Source organism: Sphingomonas sp. DBB INV C78, from assembly GCF_042693015.1.
In the GTDB taxonomy this organism is placed as follows: domain Bacteria; phylum Pseudomonadota; class Alphaproteobacteria; order Sphingomonadales; family Sphingomonadaceae; genus Sphingomonas_E.
This window is the reverse complement of sequence record NZ_CP170544.1, coordinates 1,516,339-1,533,981: the sequence shown is the minus strand read 5'-3', so window position 1 is coordinate 1,533,981 and position 17,643 is coordinate 1,516,339. Positions and strand designations below refer to the sequence as shown.

Here is a 17,643-nt window from a genome sequence, read left to right as displayed (position 1 = left end):
GCCTTGCCGACGTCCCCGAAGGTTCATCAGAACCGCAGCGACTTCACCTTCTTCACGCCCGGCAGGCGGCAGATGTCCCACATCGCCGGTTCCGGCGCGGGCGTGTCGAGCGAGAGCAGCAGCACCGCCTCGCCACCGGCCGAGCGGCGGCCGAGGTGGAAGGTGCCAATGTTGACGCCTGCTTCGCCCAGCTTGCTGCCGAGGCGACCGATGAAGCCCGGCGCGTCCTCGTTGACGACATAGAGCATCGTGCCGGCGAGGTCGGCTTCCACCTTCACGCCGAAGATCTCGACGAGGCGCGGTTCCGAATTGGCGAACAAGGTGCCCGCCACCGACTTCTCACCCTGCTCGGTCGTTACCGAGACGCGGACGAGCGTGTGGTAATCGCCCTCGCGGTCATGGCGCACCTCGCGCACGTCGAGGCCGCGTTCCTTCGCCAGGAAGGGCGCGTTGACCATGTTCACCGTGTCCGAATAGACGCCCATCAGGCCCTTCAGCACGGCACCCGTGATCGGCTTCTGGTTCAGTTCGGCGGCCGCACCCTCGACCTCGATGGCGACCTTCTGGATCGCATCGCTTTCAAGCTGGCCGACCAGCGCGCCGAGGCGCTCGGCCAACGCCATGTAAGGCTTCAGCTTCGGCGCTTCCTCGGCCGAAAGGCTCGGCACGTTGAGCGCATTGGTGACGCCGCCGGTCATCAGGAAATCGGCCATCTGCTCGGCCACCTGGATCGCGACATTGACCTGCGCTTCGTTGGTCGAAGCGCCGAGATGCGGGGTCGAGATGAAGCCCGGCGTCCCGAACAGCGGGCTTTCCTTGGCCGGCTCGGTGACGAACACGTCGAGCGCCGCGCCCGCTACATGGCCGCTGTCGAGCGCCGCCTTCAGCGCCGCCTCGTCGATCAGGCCGCCGCGCGCGCAGTTGACGATGCGCACGCCCTTCTTGGTCTTGGCGAGATTTTCGGCCGACAGGATGTTGCGGGTCGAATCGGTCAGCGGCGTGTGGAGCGTGATGAAGTCGGCGCGGGCGAGTAGCTCGTCCAGCGTCACCTTCTCGACACCCATGTCGACGGCGCGTTCCGGCGTCAGGAACGGGTCGAACGCGACCACCTTCATGCGCAGGCCGAGTGCGCGATCGGCGACGATCGAGCCGATATTGCCGGCGCCGATCAGGCCGAGCGTCTTGCCCGTCACCTCTACGCCCATGAAGCGGTTCTTCTCCCACTTGCCGGCCTGGGTCGACTTGTCGGCCTCCGGTAGGTCGCGGGCGAGCGCGAACATCAAGGCGATGGCATGTTCGGCGGTGGTGATCGAGTTGCCGAACGGGGTGTTCATCACCACTACGCCCTTGGCCGAAGCCGCGGGGATATCGACATTGTCGACACCGATGCCGGCGCGGCCGACCACCTTCAAATTGGTCGCGGCTTCCAGCACTTCCTTCGTCACCTTGGTGGCCGAACGGATGGCGAGACCGTCATACTGGCCGATCATCGCGATCAGCTCTTCCTTGGTCTTGCCGGTGATCTCGTCCACCTCGACCCCGCGGTTGCGGAAGATCTGGGCGGCCAACGGGTCCATTTTGTCGGAAATCAGGACTTTGGGCATGTCTCGGGTTCCTTGTGGTCGTCACCCCGGCGAAGGCCGGGGTCCAGTTCAACCTTGGATCTGGATCCCGGCCTGCGCCGGGATGACGTGGAAAACAGGGTAGGGGAGTTAAGCGCGCGCCTGCGACCATGCCCAGTCGAGCCAGGGCCCGAGCGCCTCGACATCGGCGGTCTCGACGGTGGCGCCGCACCAGATGCGCAGGCCCGGCGGGGCGTCGCGATAGCCGGCGACGTCATAGGCCGCGTCCTGCGCCTCGAGCGCGCCGGCGATCTTCTTGACCAGCGCCAGCTTGCCCTCGTCGTCGAGGCCGGTGACGGCATCGTCGGCAAATTTCAGGCAGACCGAGGTGTTCGACCGCGAGGCCGGATCGGCCGCGAGATGGTCGATCCACGCCGTCTTCTGCACCCACGCATCGAGCGCCGCGGCATTGGCGTCGGCGCGCTTGATCAGCGCCGACAGGCCACCGATCGACTTCGCCCATTCCAGCGCGAAGATATAATCCTCGACCGCCAGCATGGAGGGCGTGTTGATCGTCTCGCCCTTGAAGATGCCTTCGATCAGCTTGCCGCCCTTTGTCATGCGGAAGATCTTCGGCAGCGGCCAGGCCGGCGTATAGCTTTCCAGCCGCTCGACGGCGCGGGGGCCGAGGATCAGCACGCCATGCGCGCCTTCGCCGCCCAGCACCTTCTGCCAGGAGAAGGTGACGACATCGAGCTTGTCCCACGGCAGGTCTTGCGCGAAGCAGGCCGAGGTCGCGTCGGCGATGGTCAGCCCCTCGCGGTCGTCCTTGATCCAGTCGCCGTTCGGCACGCGCACGCCCGAAGTCGTGCCGTTCCAGGTGAAGACGATATCGGTCGACTGGTCGAGCGCGGCGAGGTCCGGCAGTTCGCCATAAGGCGCCTTGACGACATCGGCTTCGATCTTGAGCTGCTTGACGACATCGGTGACCCAACCTTCACCGAAGCTTTCCCAGGCAACCATCGTGGCCTTGCGCGCTCCCAACAGCGACCACAAAGCCATTTCGACGGCGCCCGTGTCCGAACCCGGAACGATGCCGATGCGGTGAGTGGCGGGCACGCCCAATATCTCGCGCGTCAGTTCGAGCGCGTGGACGAGGCGGCTTTTTCCGAGTTTGGAGCGGTGCGAACGGCCCAGCGATCCCGTGGCGAGATGCGAAGCGGCCCAGCCGGGAGGCTTGGCGCAGGGACCGGAAGAAAAATGGGGGCGCGCCGGCTTGGTGCCGGGGCGGGCAGTGTCAGTCATATAGTCTCTCCTCACAGAGAGCGCGCGCCGCGTTGGGACGGCGTGGCCCGCCGGCGCTTCTAGAGATGACGCGCGGGATGTCAACCGTGCCAATGCGGGACAATTTTTGGCTTGGGGGGCGGAAACCGGTTTCGGTGGTGTCGCGACGCGGCAAAACTAAGTAATAATACCTATCGCGTCACGAGTCGGGATAATTTTCAGCAAGAAAAGCCCGGTCTTAGTAGGGAGTAGGGATCATGAAAGGAATCATGCTGGCCAGTGCAGCGGTGGTGGCCATTGGTGTGGCGACTCCGGCTTTGGCTACGATTACCTTCTTCGTGGACGATCCGGGTGCTGTTCAACCCGATGAGAATGTTCAGTATAACGACGGTTTAAGTCCTAACCCGTCCAATCCCTTCCTTGCGCAGACCAATCAAGGCACGGGAGTCACCTTCACGTCTGATGAGTTGCTGTTTGCCCCCTCGAGCGGACAGGCGCGCATCACGGGAAGTGACGACGGTCTGACGACCCTCACATTCTTCCTGACCGATCTGACCAAGGCGATGAGCGCGGTCGAGTTCGATCTGACCGATCCGAATGGACCTAATCACGGTTTCGCAACCGTGGACTTCTATGATCAGTTCGGCGCGATCACATCGACCGGTGCGTTTCAGCTTGGCCAGGGCAGCGATTGGGTTTCGGCGGTCGGTGACATCTCATCCGTGATCAGCAAGGTCACGATCACCACGACGCTGGATCTGGAAGATGTGCGTCAGGTCCGCATAACCGCGACCGACGTTCCGCTCGTTCCCGAACCGGCGACCTGGGCGATGATGATCGCGGGCTTCGGCCTTGTCGGCGGTGCGATGCGCCGTCAGCAGGTCACGCGCCTGAGCTTCGGCTGAAGAGCTTGTGGGGTGGGGAGTCCCGGTTCGCCGGGGCTCTCCAATATCCGGCTCCCGATCCGCCGCGGCGGCTTCCCCCTCCCATCGTCACCCCGGACTTGTTCCGGGGTCCACCGTCAAGCGGGCGACGCGGCCAGCGGCTCCAACCCGAACGCTACAGCCAGATCATTCCATGAGGGATTGTCCCGTTCGATCAGATTTCGTTTCCAGTCCCGCCGCCAGCGTTTGATTTGCTTCTCGCACAATATGGCAGCCTCCATCATGCCTGCGGCCTCCCACTAAACGAGGCATTTGATGCCACATCGCTTGGTGAAGCCGTCAAAAGTGCCTTCGCGGTGCTGGGCGACACGGCGAAGGAGGTTGGAGGTTACGCCGACATACAGGGTTCCGTTCGGGCCGCTGGAGATAATGCAGGCGCAAGGCTGTCGCTCGATCATCGGCGTCGATGAGTGCCGCACCGTGGACCCCGGAACACGTCCGGGGTGACGAGGGGAAATTCGTAACGTCAACAACTTCCGCAATGTCGTCCCATTCGTGAGGCCCAGCTCAAGCCGCAGCCGCTCGCCCCCAATTTCGCACGGCCCGACTCAGCCGAGCGATCCACGCGGTTGATTTCCATGGGCTTGATGCCCCAGGATTCCCGCGATGCGTATTCGGGGGGCATGGCTGCTGATGGCGCTGGCATTGGCCGGCTGCGTCGGCTCGCCGAGGGAAAAGCCACGGCGCCCACAGACATCGCAGCGGCCCGCGCCCGCCAAGCCTGCCGATGACCCGCGCGAACTCAAGCAATGTCTTGCCGACCTCGGCAAATATGGCGCGCAATATAATGTCCTGCCTGATCGCTGGTTCGGCAATGGCTGTTCGGCCACCGGCGCGGTGCAGCTTGTCGCGATCGGCATTCCCGTCACCAATCTGGGCGCGATGAAGTGTCGCACGGCCGAACGCCTTTCCGCCTGGACCAACGAGGCGGTGCAGAACGCCGCCATGGCGTGGCTCGACAATCGCGTGGTGAAGATCGAAAGCTTCGGCACCTACAACTGCCGGACGCGCAATGGCGTGCCGGGCGCCAAGATGTCCGAACATGGCCGCGCCAACGCGGTCGACATTGCCGCCTTCGTGCTGGCCGATGGCCGGCGGATCACGGTTGAAAAAGGCTGGAACGACCCGGATTCCAATGTCCGTAACTTCCTGCGTGCCGTCCACAAGGCGGCCTGCCGGCGCTTTGCGATCGTGATCGGCCCGGCAGGCGATGCCGCCCATTACAACCATTTCCATTTCGACATGGGTGCCGACGGGCCTTATTGTAAGTGAACCGCCAAGGCCCATTTCAGCAGGCATGCCGCGACATCGAATTGATAACAGAACAAGGCTATCCGGCTTTCCATGAGTAACCGTGAAATTCCCAAGCGCGTCTTTCCTCCCGCGAAGGACGATGCAGCATCCGCCCGCCATGTCACGCCTGCACCGCAGACGACCGATCCGGCCTATCGCCTCGCCTTCCAGGACATGGATTTCCTGCTGCGCGACGATCTCCGCCCCGTCCGCTTCCAGCTTGAACTGCTGAAGCCCGAACTGCTGCTCGACGAAGCCAATATCGGCTCCACCTTCGTGATGTACGGATCGGCCCGCATCCCGGAGCCGTCGAAGGCCGATATGCTCGTCGACGCCGCCGTTACCGATACCCAGCGGCGCATCGCCGAAAGCCTGAAAGCCAAGGCGCGTTATTATGATGAGGCCCGCGCGCTCGCCGAACTGGCCAGCCAGTCGCCGCTCGATGCCGACGGGCGCCGCCAGTTCGTCGTCTGCTCGGGCGGCGGCCCTTCGATCATGGAAGCCGCCAACCGCGGCGCCGCGGACGTCGGCGCGGATTCGATCGGTCTCAACATCGTGTTGCCGCACGAACAGGCGCCGAACTGTTACGTCACGCCGTCATTGAGCTTTCAGTTCCATTATTTCGCGCTCAGGAAGATGCACTTCCTGCTCCGCGCCCGCGCCGTCGCGGTCTTCCCCGGCGGTTTCGGCACCTTCGACGAGACGTTCGAGCTTCTGACCCTGATCCAGACCGGCAAGATGAAGCCGCTACCGATCCTGTTCTTCGGCAAGGAATTCTGGACGAAGGTGATCAATTTCGACGCTTTGGTCGAAGAAGGCGTGATCTCCCCCAACGATCTCAAGCTGTTCCGCTTCGTCGAAACTGCCGAGGACGCCTGGGCGCATGTCAACGCCTACTGGGCGAAGCGCGAAGCCGATCACCGCGAACAGCAAGCGGCGGAGTAGAGCGAGAGGTAATTCTGGAGAGCCACGCTCCCGCATTTTCAACCGTCATGCTGAACTTGTTTCAGCATCCACCCCTCCACAGGCGATGGCCTCGCAAGCGGATGAGTGGACCCTGAAACAAGTTCAGGGTGACGGCGGTGATGGGCAGGGCAAGCGCTTTATCGCGCTCACTCCGGATATTTCGCCTCAAGAAAGAACAGCCCGTCCGGCGGCGCATTCAGCCCCAGCTCGTTCCGGTCGCGCGCTTCCAGCGCCGCGCTCAGATCATCCGCCGACCATTTTCCCCGGCCCACCAGCATCAGGCAGCCGACCATCGATCGCACCTGATGGTGGAGGAAGGAGCGCGCCGCCGCCTCCACCGCGATCTCGTCGCCGTAACGCGACACATTCAGCCGATCGAGCGTCTTGACCGGGCTTTCCGACTGGCAATGCGCGGATCGGAACGTCGTGAAATCATGCAGCCCCACCAGCCGCCGCGCCGCCGCGTGCATCGCGTCCGCATCCAGCGGTGCGGCGACCTGCCACGCCCGCCCGGCATCGAGCGCCAGCGGCGCCCGGCGGTTGACGATGCGATAGGCGTATCGCCGGCCGATGCAGGAAAAGCGCGCGTGCCAGTCGTCCGCCACCGTCTCGCACGCCAAGATCGCGATCGGGTTCGGCCGCAGATGCGCGTTCAATGCTTCCATCAGGCGGAAGGGCTGGAAGGGCCGCGCCACATCGACATGCGCCGTCATCGCCTCGGCATGGACGCCGGCATCGGTGCGCCCCGCCGCGTGGACGCCCGCTTCCTCGCCGGTGATCCGCGTGACGGCTTCTTCGATCGTCTGCTGCACGCTGGGCCCGTGCGCCTGCCGCTGCCAGCCCATGAACGGGCGGCCGTCAAACTCCACGGTCAGGCGGAAACGGGTCATCCGATCCTCGTCCCCGCGGGAATGGCGAAACCGCGCAGCAATTCCCCCGCGCTCATCACGCCGCGGCCCGCGCGCTGCACCATCGTTGCGCGAATTGCTTGGGCGCCACACGCAATCGTCAGCGCGTCGTTAAGAACCGTGCCGGCTTCGCCTTCAATTTCAACCACTTCACACGATAGGATGCGGATGCGCTCACCCTGATGCTCGAAGAACGCGCCCGGCGCTGGGTTGAACGCGCGCACCTGTCGCTCGATCTCCACAGCGCTCCGGCCGAAATGTATCCGCGCCTCGGCCTTGTCGATCTTGGCGGCGTAGGTCACGCCCTCTTCGGGTTGGGATATGGGTGTGTAGCGGCCAAACTCCGCCAGCACCTCCACCATCAGCGCCGCACCCTTGTTCGCCAGCTCTTCGGTGAGCGTGCCGCCGGTCTTGGCATCGACCGGTGTTTCCACGGTCGCGAGCATCGGCCCGGTATCGAGCCCGCGCTCCATCTGCATGATGGTGACGCCGGTCGCCTTGTCGCCTGCAAGGATCGCGCGATGGATCGGTGCCGCACCCCGCCAGCGCGGCAATAGGGACGCGTGGACATTGAGACAGCCGAGCCTCGGCGCATCGAGAACCGGCTGTGGCAGGATCAGCCCGTAAGCGGCCACTACCGCAACATCGAGCTCCAACGCCGCAAACGCCGCCTGCTCCTCCTCGCCCTTCAGGCTCACCGGATGCCGGACCTCGATCCCCAGCGCTTCGGCTCGCTTCTGCACGGGGGAGGGGGCGAGCGCCTTGCCCCGCCCCGCAGGCCGCGGCGGCTGGCAATAAACGGCGACGACATCGTGCCCGGCCGCGACCAGCGCGTCCAATGTCGGCACGGCGAAGTCCGGGGTTCCCATGAAGGCGATACGCATGCTGCGCGCTTTGGGCATTGCATCCGCCCAACGCAAGTTTCTATCTGTCCGCCATGGCATCTCCCGAAATCGAAGCGCTCACCCAGGCGCTGGCCCGGCTGCCGGGGCTCGGCCCGCGATCGGCGCGGCGCGCGGTCCTGCACCTCATCAAGAAGCGCGAAGTGGCGATGGCGCCGCTGCTCCGCGCGCTGGAGCAGGTGAACGATCGGCTTTCGACCTGCTCCACCTGCGGCAATGTCGACACCAGCGACCCGTGCGCCATCTGCGCCGATCCCCGCCGCGACACGCGGCTGCTCTGCGTGGTGGAAGAAGTGGCCGATCTCTGGGCGCTGGAACGCTCGCGCCTCTTCCCCGGCCGCTTCCATGTCCTCGGTGGCCGGCTCTCCGCGCTCGAAGGCGTGCGGCCTGAAGACCTCGCGATCGATCGCCTCGTCAGCCGGATCGCCGCCGGCGGCATCGACGAGGTGGTGCTGGCGATGAACGCCACGCTCGAAGGCCAGACCACTGCCCACTATATCGCTGACCGGCTGGAACAATATCCGATCCGCCTGACCCAGCTCGCCCACGGCCTGCCGGTCGGCGGGGAGCTCGATTATCTCGATGAAGGCACTTTGGCCCAGGCGCTGCGCGCGCGCCGGCCGGTTGGATAGTCGCGCTCCCTTGAAAGCGGCGCCGATTCTCACTAGCTGAGCGGCATGGCCATTCTCCCGATCCTCGAGGCGCCCGATCCGCGCCTGCGCACCATTTCCACGCCCGTCGAGACGGTCGACGATGATTTGCGCGCGCTGATCGCGGACATGTTCGAGACGATGTACGACGCCCCCGGCATCGGCCTCGCCGCGATCCAGGTCGGCGTGCCGAAGCGTGTGCTGGTGATCGACCTTCAGGAAGAGGTCGATGCCGAGGACAAGCCGGTCCGCAATCCGCGCGTCTTCATCAATCCGGAGCTGTTCGATCCTTCGGAAGAAATTTCGGTCTATCAGGAAGGCTGCCTGTCGGTGCCCGACCAATATGCCGATGTGGAGCGCCCCGCGAAGATCCACGCGCGCTGGCTCGACGAGAAGGGCGAGAAGCATGAGACGGAGCTTGATGGCCTGCTCGCCACCTGCCTCCAGCATGAGATGGACCATCTCGAAGGCATTCTCTTCATCGACCATCTCTCGCGCATGAAGCGGGACATGCTGCTCAAGAAGCTCGACAAGGCCCGCCGCTCCCGCCGCGCGGCCTGATCCTAATGCACTGAAGGCAGGGCACGTCGGCAATCGTCGGCGCATTCCCGGCACATTTCCGCGCAGCGGCGGCAATGGTCGTGGTCATGCTGCTCGCATTCCGCCGCGCACATGTCGCATGCGGTGATGCAGGCTTCGAGCATCGCGCGCATCACCTCGACATTGCGGGCTGTCCGCCGGGCTGCAACCTTCATCGTCGCGGCGCAAATGTCTGCGCAATCCAGGCAGGATCGCACGCACTGGCGCATGTCCATTGTCTCGGCGACGCAGGCGTCGGCGCAGATCGTGCAGATCACCGCACTGAACATCGCGTGGCGAACGGCCGTCGCCAGATCCTCGTTCAGATCCGGTCCGACTTCGGGATGCGCGGCCAGCATCTTCTGGATCGACATCGCACGGCCTCTTGCTGCGGGAAGATGCAGGAAGGAACGGCCGCGCGGGAAATCCTGTTCCGGGCGGTCAGGCCGCTTTGGTGCGAATTATCCCGATGGCGGCGCGGGTTATCGCATCCAGGCCGATCGCTTCGTCCGCCGATAGGATAGCGATGCGCGCTCGCATCCGCGGATCCCAATATTTGCCGATATGTTCGGCAGTTGCCGCTACGGCGACAGCCTCGCCCTGCACGGCGAAGTTCCGCGCGATCTGGTTGGCCATATAGACCAGCTTTTCGTCGGGGCTCATCATTCGGCGGGTTCCAACGCGCCCTTCATGGTCTGGTGTTCGCGTTGTCGGGAATCTGCGCCACCACCGTCCTCGCGTCAAATGATTGCGGATCAACTGCACCGGCCACGCGCTTGCAAATTGGCGATCGGCGATGCAAGGTTCGCTATCTGTTCCCTGAAAGGCCGTCATGGATTTCCTGCTTGTCGCCGCGCTGCCGATCCTGCTCGCTCTGGGGCTGGGCGTGGGCTGGTTTCTGCGCGGCACCGCGCTTGCTGACCTGCGGCGGGAGCGGGATGCGCTCGCTCAGCGCGCCAGCGCGGCGGACGCGGCGAGGGCCGTCGCGGAGGCGCGGGGCGAGGAGTTGCCGCCGCTCCGCCAGATGCTCGATGCCGTTCGCGAGGAGCGTGATATCGCCGCCCGCGATCTCGCCGCGACCCGCGCTGCCGCGGATCGGCTGCCCGCGCTCGAACAGGCGCTGGTCGTCGAACGCACCCGCGCTGCCGATCTCGCCGCTGCCAAGGCCGCGTTCGAGCGTGGTGAGGAGGAGCGCGCCCGCGCCTACGAAACCCAGATCGCCCAGCTCAAGGAGATGGAGGCCAAGCTGACGGCGCAGTTCGGCGATCTTGCCGGCAAGGCGCTGGAAGCCGCCCAGACCAATTTCCTGAAGCGCGCCGACGAACGCTTCGCGCAGGCGGGGCAGGAAGGCGAGGCGAAGCTCAAGCTGCTCCTCACCCCCGTCGAATCCAGCCTCAAGCGCTATGACGAGAAGCTGGAGAAGATCGAGAGGGATCGCGTCGGCAGCTATGGCGAACTGCGCGAGGCGGTGGCGCAACTGGCGCAAGGCAATGATATCGTCCGGCGCGAGACGGCACGGCTGACCAACGTGCTCCGCTCCAGCCCCAAGGCGCGCGGCCGCTGGGGGGAGGAGCAGCTTCGCAACATCCTCGAAGCCGCCCAGCTTTCCGAAAATGTCGATTTCACGCTGCAAAGCTCGGTCAATGATGGCGAAAAGCAGCTTCGTCCCGATTGCGTGATCAACCTGCCCGGCGGGCGCTGCATCGTCGTCGACGTCAAATGTCCGCTCGTCCATTTCGAGGCGGCGTTTGATGAGGAGGATGAGGAGAAGCGCCAGGCCCTGCTGCTCCAGCACGCGGCGGCGATGAAGGCCTATGCTGCCGATCTCGGCCGCAAGGGCTATTGGAGGCAGTTCGATCTCTCGCCTGATTTCGTCATCATGTTCATCCCCGGCGAACATTTCCTGTCTGCTGCGGCCGAACGCGCGCCCGATCTGATCGACGGCGCCTTCCGCAACGGCGTAATCGTCGCGTCCACCATCAACATGCTGGCGCTCGCCAAGGTGATGGCCGGCATGTGGCGGCAGGAACATCTCGCCGAACAGGCCAAGGAAATCGCTGAGGTGGGGAAGGAACTCTACAAACGCCTGGCCACGATGGGCGGCCACGTCTCGCGCCTTGGCCGCAATCTCAATCAGGCGACCGGCGCCTATAATGATTTCGTCGGCAGTCTCGAAGGCCAGGTGATGACCCAGGCCCGTCGGTTCGAAGCGCTGAAGGTCGATACCGGCGGCAAGAGCATTGAACTGCTCCCGGTCGTCGAAACCGGCATCCGCCCGCTCAAGAAGCTGACGGCCGGCGATGAGGATGCGGCGGAAGCGGCGGAATAGGGGTGCTGGTCCCTTCCGCATCCTGGGCATATCACGGGTACGCCCTCCCGGAACCGGGCATGGCGGGTTTCCGTGTTTGCCACTAAATCCCGCCTGTCGGGACACCCCGACGTTGTGGATGTCGTCGACGATACGAACTCCCCTCGTCACCCCGGACTTGTTCCGGGGTCCACCGTGCGGCACTCATTGATGTCGATGATCGAGCGACGGCCGTGCGTCTACATCCTCGCCAGCGCCGTTAACGGAACGCTGTATGTCGGCGTAACCTCCGATCTCCTTCGCCGTGTCGCCCAGCATCGTGAAGGCATGTTTGACGGCTTCACCAAGCGATATGGCATCAAATGCCTGGTCTATTGGGAGGCGGCAGGCACGATGGAGGCTGCGATCCTGCGCGAGAAGCAGATCAAGCGCTGGCGGCGGGACTGGAAACGGAACCTGATCGAACGGGACAATCCCTCATGGAATGATCTGGCTGTAGCGTTCGGGTTGGAAACTCTGGCCGCGTCGCCCGCGTGACGGTGGACCCCGGAACAAGTCCGGGGTGACGAAGAGCGGATATCCGCTTCCCCCGATCAATCTGCCATTCAGGCCTGTCGACCGGACGCCGGAATGTGGACATCAATTCACCGCCTTCGCTACCTTCAATGATCTCGCCGTCCACCCTCCCAAGCCTTTCAATGTAGGACTTTATCTGTTCCACACTGGCAGATGGAACAGCACGCTCCCGGCCATTTCCTGGCAGTCGCGCCAATCGCGCATTCAGCGTCCCGTCCGTTGTCTCGCCGATGCGGCTGCGGCGCGGACATGTCGCGCGACGGACGCTTCACTGTCGCGTTGGCGGCGCGTCATCGTTGCGCTCCTGTTGCTCGGGTGTCGCGTCGCTGTTGCGCCAGTGGCGCGTCGCAGTCGCTTCGGCGGCGCTTCGCAGGCGCAATTCGCACCAAAAGCGCTCACAACCCTCAATTTCCTCAACTTCGCCTCAACCGGCTCGAATCACCGCCGGCGCTGGTTGAGCACCTCATAGGCCATCACTGCCGTCGCCACCGCTGCGTTCAGGCTGTCGGCCTTGCCGAGCATCGGCATCTTCACCAGAAGGTCGCATTCGGCGGCATAATCGTCGGGCAGTCCCTGCGCCTCGTTGCCGACGAGCAGGAAGGTCGGCGCTTCGTAGCGCGGCGCCTGATAGTCGATTTCGGTTTCGAGGCTCATGCCGACAAGCTGGCCGGGGCCGGCGCGCAGCCACTCGAGAAACTCAGGCCAGCGGGCCTGCGCGATATGCTGGGTGAACAAGGCGCCCATCGATGCGCGCACGGCCTCGACCGAGAAGGGATCGACGCAATCGTCGATCAGGATCAGGCCGCCCGCGCCCACCGCGTCGCCGGTGCGCAGGATCGTCCCGAGATTGCCGGGATCGCGCAGCGATTGCGCCACCATCCAGATATTGGCGGTGCTGCGGTCGATCGCGTCGAGGCCGGTGGCGAATTCGTCATAGACGCCCACCACCGTCTGCGGATTATCCTTGCCGGAAAGCTTGTGGAGGATGTCGCGATCGGTTTCGATCGCTTCGCCGCCATTCTTTTCCACGGCGTCGACAAGATCCTGCACCAGCCGATGATGCGCCGAATCCCTGGCGAAGAAGATGAAGCGGGGAATGCGGCCGGCTTCGCGCGCCTCCGTCAGGATGCGCAGACCTTCGGCCAGGAACATGCCTTCCTCGCGCCGGTGACGCTTTTCGCGCAACGACCGGATTCGCTTCACGAGCGGATTGGAAAAGGCAGTGATCTGGCGCGGCATTCCTGGCTCTTTCCCCTCTCCCGGCGGGAGAGGGAGGGGCCCAAGCCGCAGGCTTGGGAAGGTGAGGGCAAGCATCCCTTTCCCGCATGGGGGAAAGGGCGTGACGCTTCATTCCTCGCCGAACTTGGCCTCGACCAGCTCGCACAGCGCAACCAGCGCGCGTTCCGCATCCTTGCCGGCGGCGGTGATGACGATGCTGTCGCCCATCGCGGCGCCGAGCATCATCAACCCCATGATCGACGTGCCGGCGACCTTCGATCCGTCCTTCTCGACCTCGATCGTCGCGGCCTGGCCGCTGGCGAGCGTGACGAACTTGGCGCTGGCGCGGGCGTGCAGCCCCCGCTTGTTGGTGATCTGGACGGCGCGCTGGAGCAGCGCATCGCCGTTCATGCGGCCTCGCCCAGCACTTCGGAGGCGACCGAGATATATTTGCGGCCCGCTTCCCGGGCAGCGGCAACGGCGGCCTTTACCTTCATCATCTTCCGGGCTCCCTCCAGGCGGATCAGCATGGGCAGGTTGATTCCCGCGATCACTTCGATTCGCCCCGGTTCCATCAGTGAAATGGCCAGGTTGGACGGCGTACCGCCGAACAGATCGGTGAGGAGGATGACGCCCGATCCGCGGTCCACCCGCTTCACTGCGGCAGCGATGTCGGCGCGGCGCACCTCCATATCGTCATCGGGGCCGATACAGATCGCCTCAATGGCGTCCTGCGGCCCCACCACATGCTCCATCGCGACGATGAACTCCGCCGCGAGCCGACCATGCGTAACCAGCACCAATCCGATCATTCAACCACCCGAAGAATTGCTTCCCGCGCCATTATTTGGCTTCCCCTCCAGCGAGTCGTGCGGCGCTGTAGCGAGGTCACGATGAGCCACATTCGGGGAAAATCCCGCGCTGCGCAACCGTGCCGCTACCCGCTCCGCCACATGCACCGATCTGTGACGCCCGCCGGTACAGCCGAAAGCGATGGTGACATAGGATTTTCCCTCGGCCGAATAACGCGGCAGAAGCAGGAGGATGAGATCCTCGATCCGCGACACCGCAGCCTCATAGGCGGGATCCTCGGCGACATAATCCCCCACCGCCGGGTCGAGCCCGGTCAGCGGCCGCAGAACGGAATCCCAGTGCGGATTGCGCAGGAAGCGCATGTCGAACACGAGATCGGCATCGCGGGGGATGCCGCGTGCGAAGCCGAAGGACATGACGGCAAGCGTCGGCTCCACCGGCTGCTCTCCGCCGAACCGGTGGCGCAGTTCCTTTTGCAGCGCGTTGCTGGTCGTCTCGGTCGTATCGAGAACATGGTCGGCCGATCGGCGGAGATCGGCGAGCAGTTCGCGCTCGCGGGCGATGCCGTCCGCCGCCGGGCGATCGAGTGCAAGCGGGTGACGACGGCGCGTTTCGGAATAGCGCCGCTGCAGTTCCGCGCCGCCGCAATCGAGAAACAGGGTCTCGATGTCGTGGCCCTTGTCGTCACGGAGCTGGGAGATGCGCCGTGCGATCGTCGCCGGATCGAAGCCACGGGTGCGGCTGTCGATGCCGAGTGCGAGCGACCGATTGCTGTCCGCAGACCCCTCGGGCAACGGCGTGCCGAGCAGTCGTTCGAGCAACGACAAAGGCAGGTTGTCGACGACTTCCCACCCCATATCCTCGAACGTGTCGAGCGCCGTGGATTTGCCGGCGCCGGACATGCCGGTGATGAGCAGGATGTGCCGCGGGCGGCTGGCCGCAGTCATGGCTTGATCGGCAATCCGAACCGGGCGAGCGCGAGTTCGAGCTTGATCGGCGCCGACGCCTCCAGCGCGGCCAGCGCGATGACGGGCAATTGCAGCCCGGCGACCGGGCGCATCGCCGCACTGTCATCGGGCATGCGCTCCACCAGTTCGTCGAGCAAGGCCATCAGCGCCACGGGGGCGCTTTCGACGGTATCCATGGGCAAGATGCCGACGCCGCGCACCTCGATCCGGCCCTTGATATTGGCGGGCGCGGTGGCGACGAGACCGGCGCCGGCGCGGCGCACGATCGTATAGTCGTCGCTGATCAGGCGCGCGCCGCGATCGATCAGGCGCAACGCGAGGTCCGACTTGCCCGAACCCGAGCGACCATGCAGCAGCACGGCGCGCCCGCCGATCTCGACGCAGGAGGCGTGGAGCGTTTCGGATGAAAGCGGGGGGACGGTCATCGTTCGGCTACCGGCAGCCGGATGATGAAGCGGGCGCCTGATGGTGCATCGTCGCGATCCTGAACCATGATTGTCCCATTATGTGCCTCAACAATTGCCTTGGCGATGGCGAGTCCCAGGCCGCTATGCTGGCCGAAGGCCTCACCTTCGGGCCTAATACTGTGGAAACGCTTAAAGATGGCTTCGCGGACGTCGGGAGCGACACCCGGGCCTTCGTCGTCCACGCGGCAAATTACTTCGTCACCGTCGCGCGTCGCCGCGATTTTAACCAGCCCGCCAACAGGGGAGAAGCTGATGGCGTTGTCGACGAGATTCTCGATGACGCGCGTCAGCCGCGATCCATCGCCCAGAACGACGGCGGTGCCGGCATGGGGGCGGGCAAAGGCCAGGCGGACGCCCGATTCGACGCCGCGGCGCTCGCGTGCGGCGATCAACCCTTCGATCATCGCGCCGAGGTCGATCGTCTCGAAGCGCGCACGAGACAGTTCGGCATCGAGACGTGAGGCATCGGCAATGTCGGTGATCAGCCGATCGAGCCGGTGCACGTCGTCCCGAACCACTTCGAGCAGCTGATCCTGAAGCACAGGATCCTTGACCTTCTCCATGGTTTCCACCGCAGAGCGTAAAGAGGCGAGGGGGTTCTTGAGCTCGTGCGTCACGTCTGCTGCAAAGGCTTCGGTGGCGTCGATCCGATGCCGCAGCGCCTGGCTCATGTCCGATAGCGCGCGGGCCAGCAGCCCGATCTCGTCGCGGCGGGACGGCAGGCGCGGTACCTGGACCTCACGCGCACGGCCGAGGCGAACGCGATGCGCCGCACGGGCGAGGCGACGGAGCGGGCGGACGATGGTGCGGGCGAGAAAAAGCGACAGTAGTACCGACGTCGTAATCACCATCGCCAGCACAACGCTGAGGCGGAAGCGTTCGGCGCGGACGATGCGGGTGATGTCCCGCGCGTTGGTGGTGGCGAGCAATGTCATGCCGGTGTCGTGCAGTGGTGCCGCGGCCGAGACGACAGGCGTGCGATCGGGCGCGCGCCGCAGCAGTGTCTGGGGATGGCCCGAGGCCCGCGCCCGCTCGGCCTCCGGCCAGGCTGCGAGCACGTCGTGCGTTGGCTCGATGAATTTCTCCGGCTTGTCAGCGCCGACAATGATGTCGATTGCACGGTCGAGCGTGCGGGCGGCCTTGCGCTGCCATGCTTCCTCGTCGGGATCGCGCAGCACATAGGTGGGTTCGCCCTCCGCCCAGCTATCGAGCACGCGGTTGCCGCTGCGATCGTAGAGGCGCAGGCGCAAGCCGCTGGTCTTTTCCAGCTTTTCGAGCAGTTCTCGCTGGTCCCCGACCGGCGCCGCATCCAGCGCTTCGGCGATGAGGGTGGCCTGTGTCGCCGCCTGTTCGAGCCGTGCGTCATTGAGCTGCGAGCGGTAGCTGTCGAGGTAGAAGAAGCCACCCGCCAGCATCGCCAGCGCGAAGATGTTGACCGCCAGGATCCGCGTCGTGAGCGACCAGCGTGCGGACCAAAGGAGCGCGAGATCGCTCTCGTCACTCCTCCGCAAAGCGATACCCCACACCGTAAAGGGTTTCGATCGCCTTGAATTCGGAATCGACCTGGCGGAACTTGCGCCGCAGCCGCTTGATGTGGCTGTCGATCGTGCGGTCGTCGACATAGACGTCGTCCTGATAGGCCGTATCCATCAATTGATCACGCGACTTCACAAAACCCGGGCGCTGGGCGAGCGCTTCGAGAATCAGGAACTCGGTGACGGTCAGCGTCACTTCCTTGCCGGCCCATTGAACCCGATGGCGCGCCGGATCCATCGCTAGGCGGCCGCGGACGATCTTTTCGGCGGGCGCGCTCTCCTCCTCCGGCTCGGGCTGCGCTCGGGCATCGCTGCGGCGCAGAATCGCCCGGATTCGAGCGATCAGCAACCGCTGGGAGAAGGGCTTGGTGATATAGTCATCGGCACCCATGGCGAGGCCAAGCGCCTCGTCCAATTCGTCATCCTTGCTGGTCAGGAAGATCGTCGGCACTGCGCTCTTTTCGCGCAGCCGCCGCAGCAATTCCATCCCGTCCAGCTTCGGCATCTTGATGTCGAGCACGGCGAGGTCGGGCGGATTTTCGATCAGCGCCTTGAGCGCGGCTTCGCCGTCCGAATAGACCCGCACCGTAAAACCCTCGGATTGCAGGGCTATCGAAACCGAGGTGAGAATGTTGCGATCGTCGTCAACGAGCGCGATCGTAGCCGGCAT

20 protein-coding genes and 1 pseudogene are annotated in these 17,643 nt (G+C 64.7%); 7 read left to right on the top strand and 14 right to left on the bottom strand.

The window, feature by feature from the left end; genetic code table 11:
• Positions 1 to 26: 26 nt before the first annotated feature.
• Together serA and ACFB49_RS07335 are read right to left on the bottom strand one after the other, a co-directional pair.
• Positions 27 to 1,604 carry a phosphoglycerate dehydrogenase gene (serA, locus tag ACFB49_RS07340; protein WP_380877876.1) on the bottom strand — a complete coding sequence of 526 codons (1,578 nt, stop codon included), beginning with the start codon at positions 1,602 to 1,604 and terminating at the stop codon, positions 27 to 29.
• Positions 1,605 to 1,712: 108 nt separating this feature from the next.
• Complete coding sequence (locus tag ACFB49_RS07335; RefSeq protein WP_380877873.1) at positions 1,713 to 2,867, bottom strand: phosphoserine transaminase; 1,155 nt, start codon at positions 2,865 to 2,867, stop codon at positions 1,713 to 1,715.
• Positions 2,868 to 3,103: 236 nt separating this feature from the next.
• On the opposite strand from ACFB49_RS07335, the gene ACFB49_RS07330 reads away from it, so the two are divergent.
• The gene (locus ACFB49_RS07330; RefSeq protein ID WP_380877870.1) at positions 3,104 to 3,751 is read left to right on the top strand and encodes a PEPxxWA-CTERM sorting domain-containing protein; all 648 of its coding nucleotides are present in this window, start codon (positions 3,104 to 3,106) and stop codon (positions 3,749 to 3,751) included.
• 116 nt (positions 3,752 to 3,867) lie between these two features.
• On the opposite strand, the pseudogene ACFB49_RS07325 reads toward ACFB49_RS07330, so the two are convergent.
• A pseudogene (locus ACFB49_RS07325) lies at positions 3,868 to 4,188 on the bottom strand (GIY-YIG nuclease family protein).
• A gap of 208 nt (positions 4,189 to 4,396) precedes the next feature.
• On the opposite strand from ACFB49_RS07325, the gene ACFB49_RS07320 reads away from it, so the two are divergent.
• Both ACFB49_RS07320 and ACFB49_RS07315 read left to right on the top strand, forming a co-directional pair.
• On the top strand, positions 4,397 to 5,062 hold the full coding sequence (locus ACFB49_RS07320; RefSeq protein WP_380877867.1) for an extensin family protein: 666 nt from the start codon (positions 4,397 to 4,399) through the stop codon (positions 5,060 to 5,062).
• 72 nt (positions 5,063 to 5,134) lie between these two features.
• Positions 5,135 to 6,028: a TIGR00730 family Rossman fold protein gene (locus tag ACFB49_RS07315; protein WP_380877864.1), complete on the top strand. Its 894-nt coding sequence runs from the start codon at positions 5,135 to 5,137 to the stop codon at positions 6,026 to 6,028.
• 167 nt (positions 6,029 to 6,195) lie between these two features.
• On the opposite strand, the gene truA is transcribed toward ACFB49_RS07315, so the two are convergent.
• Positions 6,196 to 6,939 carry a tRNA pseudouridine(38-40) synthase TruA gene (gene truA / locus ACFB49_RS07310; protein WP_380877861.1) on the bottom strand — a complete coding sequence of 248 codons (744 nt, stop codon included), beginning with the start codon at positions 6,937 to 6,939 and terminating at the stop codon, positions 6,196 to 6,198.
• Positions 6,936 to 7,841 carry a methionyl-tRNA formyltransferase gene (fmt, locus tag ACFB49_RS07305; protein ID WP_380877858.1) on the bottom strand — a complete coding sequence of 302 codons (906 nt, stop codon included), beginning with the start codon at positions 7,839 to 7,841 and terminating at the stop codon, positions 6,936 to 6,938. The genes truA and fmt overlap by 4 nt, the downstream gene beginning before the upstream one ends.
• 53 nt (positions 7,842 to 7,894) lie before the next feature.
• Between fmt and recR the strand changes: the two genes are divergently transcribed.
• Together recR and def are read left to right on the top strand one after the other, a co-directional pair.
• Entirely contained in the window at positions 7,895 to 8,491 is a 597-nt protein-coding gene (gene recR / locus ACFB49_RS07300; RefSeq protein ID WP_380877855.1) for a recombination mediator RecR, read from the top strand.
• A 45-nt stretch (positions 8,492 to 8,536) separates the two neighbouring features.
• Complete coding sequence (def, locus tag ACFB49_RS07295; RefSeq protein ID WP_380877852.1) at positions 8,537 to 9,070, top strand: peptide deformylase; 534 nt, start codon at positions 8,537 to 8,539, stop codon at positions 9,068 to 9,070.
• 2 nt (positions 9,071 to 9,072) lie between these two features.
• Here the strand turns inward: def and ACFB49_RS07290 are convergent, their stop codons facing one another.
• Complete coding sequence (locus ACFB49_RS07290) at positions 9,073 to 9,462, bottom strand: four-helix bundle copper-binding protein (RefSeq protein ID WP_380877850.1); 390 nt, start codon at positions 9,460 to 9,462, stop codon at positions 9,073 to 9,075.
• A gap of 67 nt (positions 9,463 to 9,529) precedes the next feature.
• Complete coding sequence (locus ACFB49_RS07285; protein ID WP_380877847.1) at positions 9,530 to 9,754, bottom strand: formate dehydrogenase subunit delta; 225 nt, start codon at positions 9,752 to 9,754, stop codon at positions 9,530 to 9,532.
• A 166-nt stretch (positions 9,755 to 9,920) separates the two neighbouring features.
• Between ACFB49_RS07285 and ACFB49_RS07280 the strand changes: the two genes are divergently transcribed.
• Together ACFB49_RS07280 and ACFB49_RS07275 are read left to right on the top strand one after the other, a co-directional pair.
• Positions 9,921 to 11,417 (top strand): DNA recombination protein RmuC, encoded by a 1,497-nt coding sequence (locus tag ACFB49_RS07280; RefSeq protein WP_380877845.1) that lies wholly within the window; start codon positions 9,921 to 9,923, stop codon positions 11,415 to 11,417.
• 195 nt (positions 11,418 to 11,612) lie between these two features.
• Positions 11,613 to 11,933 carry a GIY-YIG nuclease family protein gene (locus tag ACFB49_RS07275; RefSeq protein ID WP_380879883.1) on the top strand — a complete coding sequence of 107 codons (321 nt, stop codon included), beginning with the start codon at positions 11,613 to 11,615 and terminating at the stop codon, positions 11,931 to 11,933.
• Between the two features lie 477 nt (positions 11,934 to 12,410).
• On the opposite strand, the gene ACFB49_RS07270 is transcribed toward ACFB49_RS07275, so the two are convergent.
• The 7 genes from ACFB49_RS07270 to ACFB49_RS07240 all read right to left on the bottom strand — a co-directional run bounded on the left by ACFB49_RS07270 (position 12,411) and on the right by ACFB49_RS07240 (position 17,643).
• A complete protein-coding gene (locus ACFB49_RS07270) occupies positions 12,411 to 13,211 on the bottom strand; it encodes a TrmH family RNA methyltransferase (RefSeq protein ID WP_380877843.1) in 801 nt (266 codons plus the stop codon).
• Between the two features lie 108 nt (positions 13,212 to 13,319).
• Positions 13,320 to 13,601, bottom strand: coding sequence for an HPr family phosphocarrier protein (locus tag ACFB49_RS07265; protein WP_380877840.1), 282 nt, complete (start codon positions 13,599 to 13,601; stop codon positions 13,320 to 13,322).
• Positions 13,598 to 14,002, bottom strand: coding sequence for a PTS sugar transporter subunit IIA (locus tag ACFB49_RS07260; protein ID WP_089218573.1), 405 nt, complete (start codon positions 14,000 to 14,002; stop codon positions 13,598 to 13,600). Before ACFB49_RS07260 ends, ACFB49_RS07265 begins: the two co-directional genes overlap by 4 nt.
• Positions 14,003 to 14,950, bottom strand: coding sequence for an RNase adapter RapZ (gene rapZ, locus ACFB49_RS07255; protein ID WP_380877837.1), 948 nt, complete (start codon positions 14,948 to 14,950; stop codon positions 14,003 to 14,005).
• On the bottom strand, positions 14,947 to 15,396 hold the full coding sequence (locus ACFB49_RS07250) for an HPr kinase/phosphorylase (RefSeq protein ID WP_380877834.1): 450 nt from the start codon (positions 15,394 to 15,396) through the stop codon (positions 14,947 to 14,949). The genes rapZ and ACFB49_RS07250 overlap by 4 nt, the downstream gene beginning before the upstream one ends.
• On the bottom strand, positions 15,393 to 16,949 hold the full coding sequence (locus tag ACFB49_RS07245) for an ATP-binding protein (RefSeq protein ID WP_380877832.1): 1,557 nt from the start codon (positions 16,947 to 16,949) through the stop codon (positions 15,393 to 15,395). The genes ACFB49_RS07250 and ACFB49_RS07245 overlap by 4 nt, the downstream gene beginning before the upstream one ends.
• Entirely contained in the window at positions 16,936 to 17,643 is a 708-nt protein-coding gene (locus ACFB49_RS07240; RefSeq protein ID WP_380877830.1) for a response regulator transcription factor, read from the bottom strand. The genes ACFB49_RS07245 and ACFB49_RS07240 overlap by 14 nt, the downstream gene beginning before the upstream one ends.

What these genes read in the sequence shown, in the direction of transcription:
- ACFB49_RS07335 (WP_380877873.1), bottom strand. Translation starts at nt 2,867, where the DNA reads ATGACTGACACTGCCCGCCCCGGCACCAAGCCGGCGCGCCCCCATTTT.
- rapZ (WP_380877837.1), bottom strand. Translation starts at nt 14,950, where the DNA reads ATGACTGCGGCCAGCCGCCCGCGGCACATCCTGCTCATCACCGGCATG.
- ACFB49_RS07285 (WP_380877847.1), bottom strand. Translation starts at nt 9,754, where the DNA reads ATGATGAGCCCCGACGAAAAGCTGGTCTATATGGCCAACCAGATCGCG.
- ACFB49_RS07330 (WP_380877870.1), top strand. Translation starts at nt 3,104, where the DNA reads ATGAAAGGAATCATGCTGGCCAGTGCAGCGGTGGTGGCCATTGGTGTG.
- recR (WP_380877855.1), top strand. Translation starts at nt 7,895, where the DNA reads ATGGCATCTCCCGAAATCGAAGCGCTCACCCAGGCGCTGGCCCGGCTG.
- ACFB49_RS07250 (WP_380877834.1), bottom strand. Translation starts at nt 15,396, where the DNA reads ATGACCGTCCCCCCGCTTTCATCCGAAACGCTCCACGCCTCCTGCGTC.
- fmt (WP_380877858.1), bottom strand. Translation starts at nt 7,841, where the DNA reads ATGCGTATCGCCTTCATGGGAACCCCGGACTTCGCCGTGCCGACATTG.
- ACFB49_RS07270 (WP_380877843.1), bottom strand. Translation starts at nt 13,211, where the DNA reads ATGCCGCGCCAGATCACTGCCTTTTCCAATCCGCTCGTGAAGCGAATC.
- ACFB49_RS07280 (WP_380877845.1), top strand. Translation starts at nt 9,921, where the DNA reads ATGGATTTCCTGCTTGTCGCCGCGCTGCCGATCCTGCTCGCTCTGGGG.
- ACFB49_RS07240 (WP_380877830.1), bottom strand. Translation starts at nt 17,643, where the DNA reads ATGCCGGCTACGATCGCGCTCGTTGACGACGATCGCAACATTCTCACC.
- ACFB49_RS07320 (WP_380877867.1), top strand. Translation starts at nt 4,397, where the DNA reads ATGCGTATTCGGGGGGCATGGCTGCTGATGGCGCTGGCATTGGCCGGC.
- truA (WP_380877861.1), bottom strand. Translation starts at nt 6,939, where the DNA reads ATGACCCGTTTCCGCCTGACCGTGGAGTTTGACGGCCGCCCGTTCATG.
- ACFB49_RS07265 (WP_380877840.1), bottom strand. Translation starts at nt 13,601, where the DNA reads ATGAACGGCGATGCGCTGCTCCAGCGCGCCGTCCAGATCACCAACAAG.
- ACFB49_RS07260 (WP_089218573.1), bottom strand. Translation starts at nt 14,002, where the DNA reads ATGATCGGATTGGTGCTGGTTACGCATGGTCGGCTCGCGGCGGAGTTC.
- serA (WP_380877876.1), bottom strand. Translation starts at nt 1,604, where the DNA reads ATGCCCAAAGTCCTGATTTCCGACAAAATGGACCCGTTGGCCGCCCAG.
- def (WP_380877852.1), top strand. Translation starts at nt 8,537, where the DNA reads ATGGCCATTCTCCCGATCCTCGAGGCGCCCGATCCGCGCCTGCGCACC.
- ACFB49_RS07290 (WP_380877850.1), bottom strand. Translation starts at nt 9,462, where the DNA reads ATGTCGATCCAGAAGATGCTGGCCGCGCATCCCGAAGTCGGACCGGAT.
- ACFB49_RS07275 (WP_380879883.1), top strand. Translation starts at nt 11,613, where the DNA reads ATGATCGAGCGACGGCCGTGCGTCTACATCCTCGCCAGCGCCGTTAAC.
- ACFB49_RS07315 (WP_380877864.1), top strand. Translation starts at nt 5,135, where the DNA reads ATGAGTAACCGTGAAATTCCCAAGCGCGTCTTTCCTCCCGCGAAGGAC.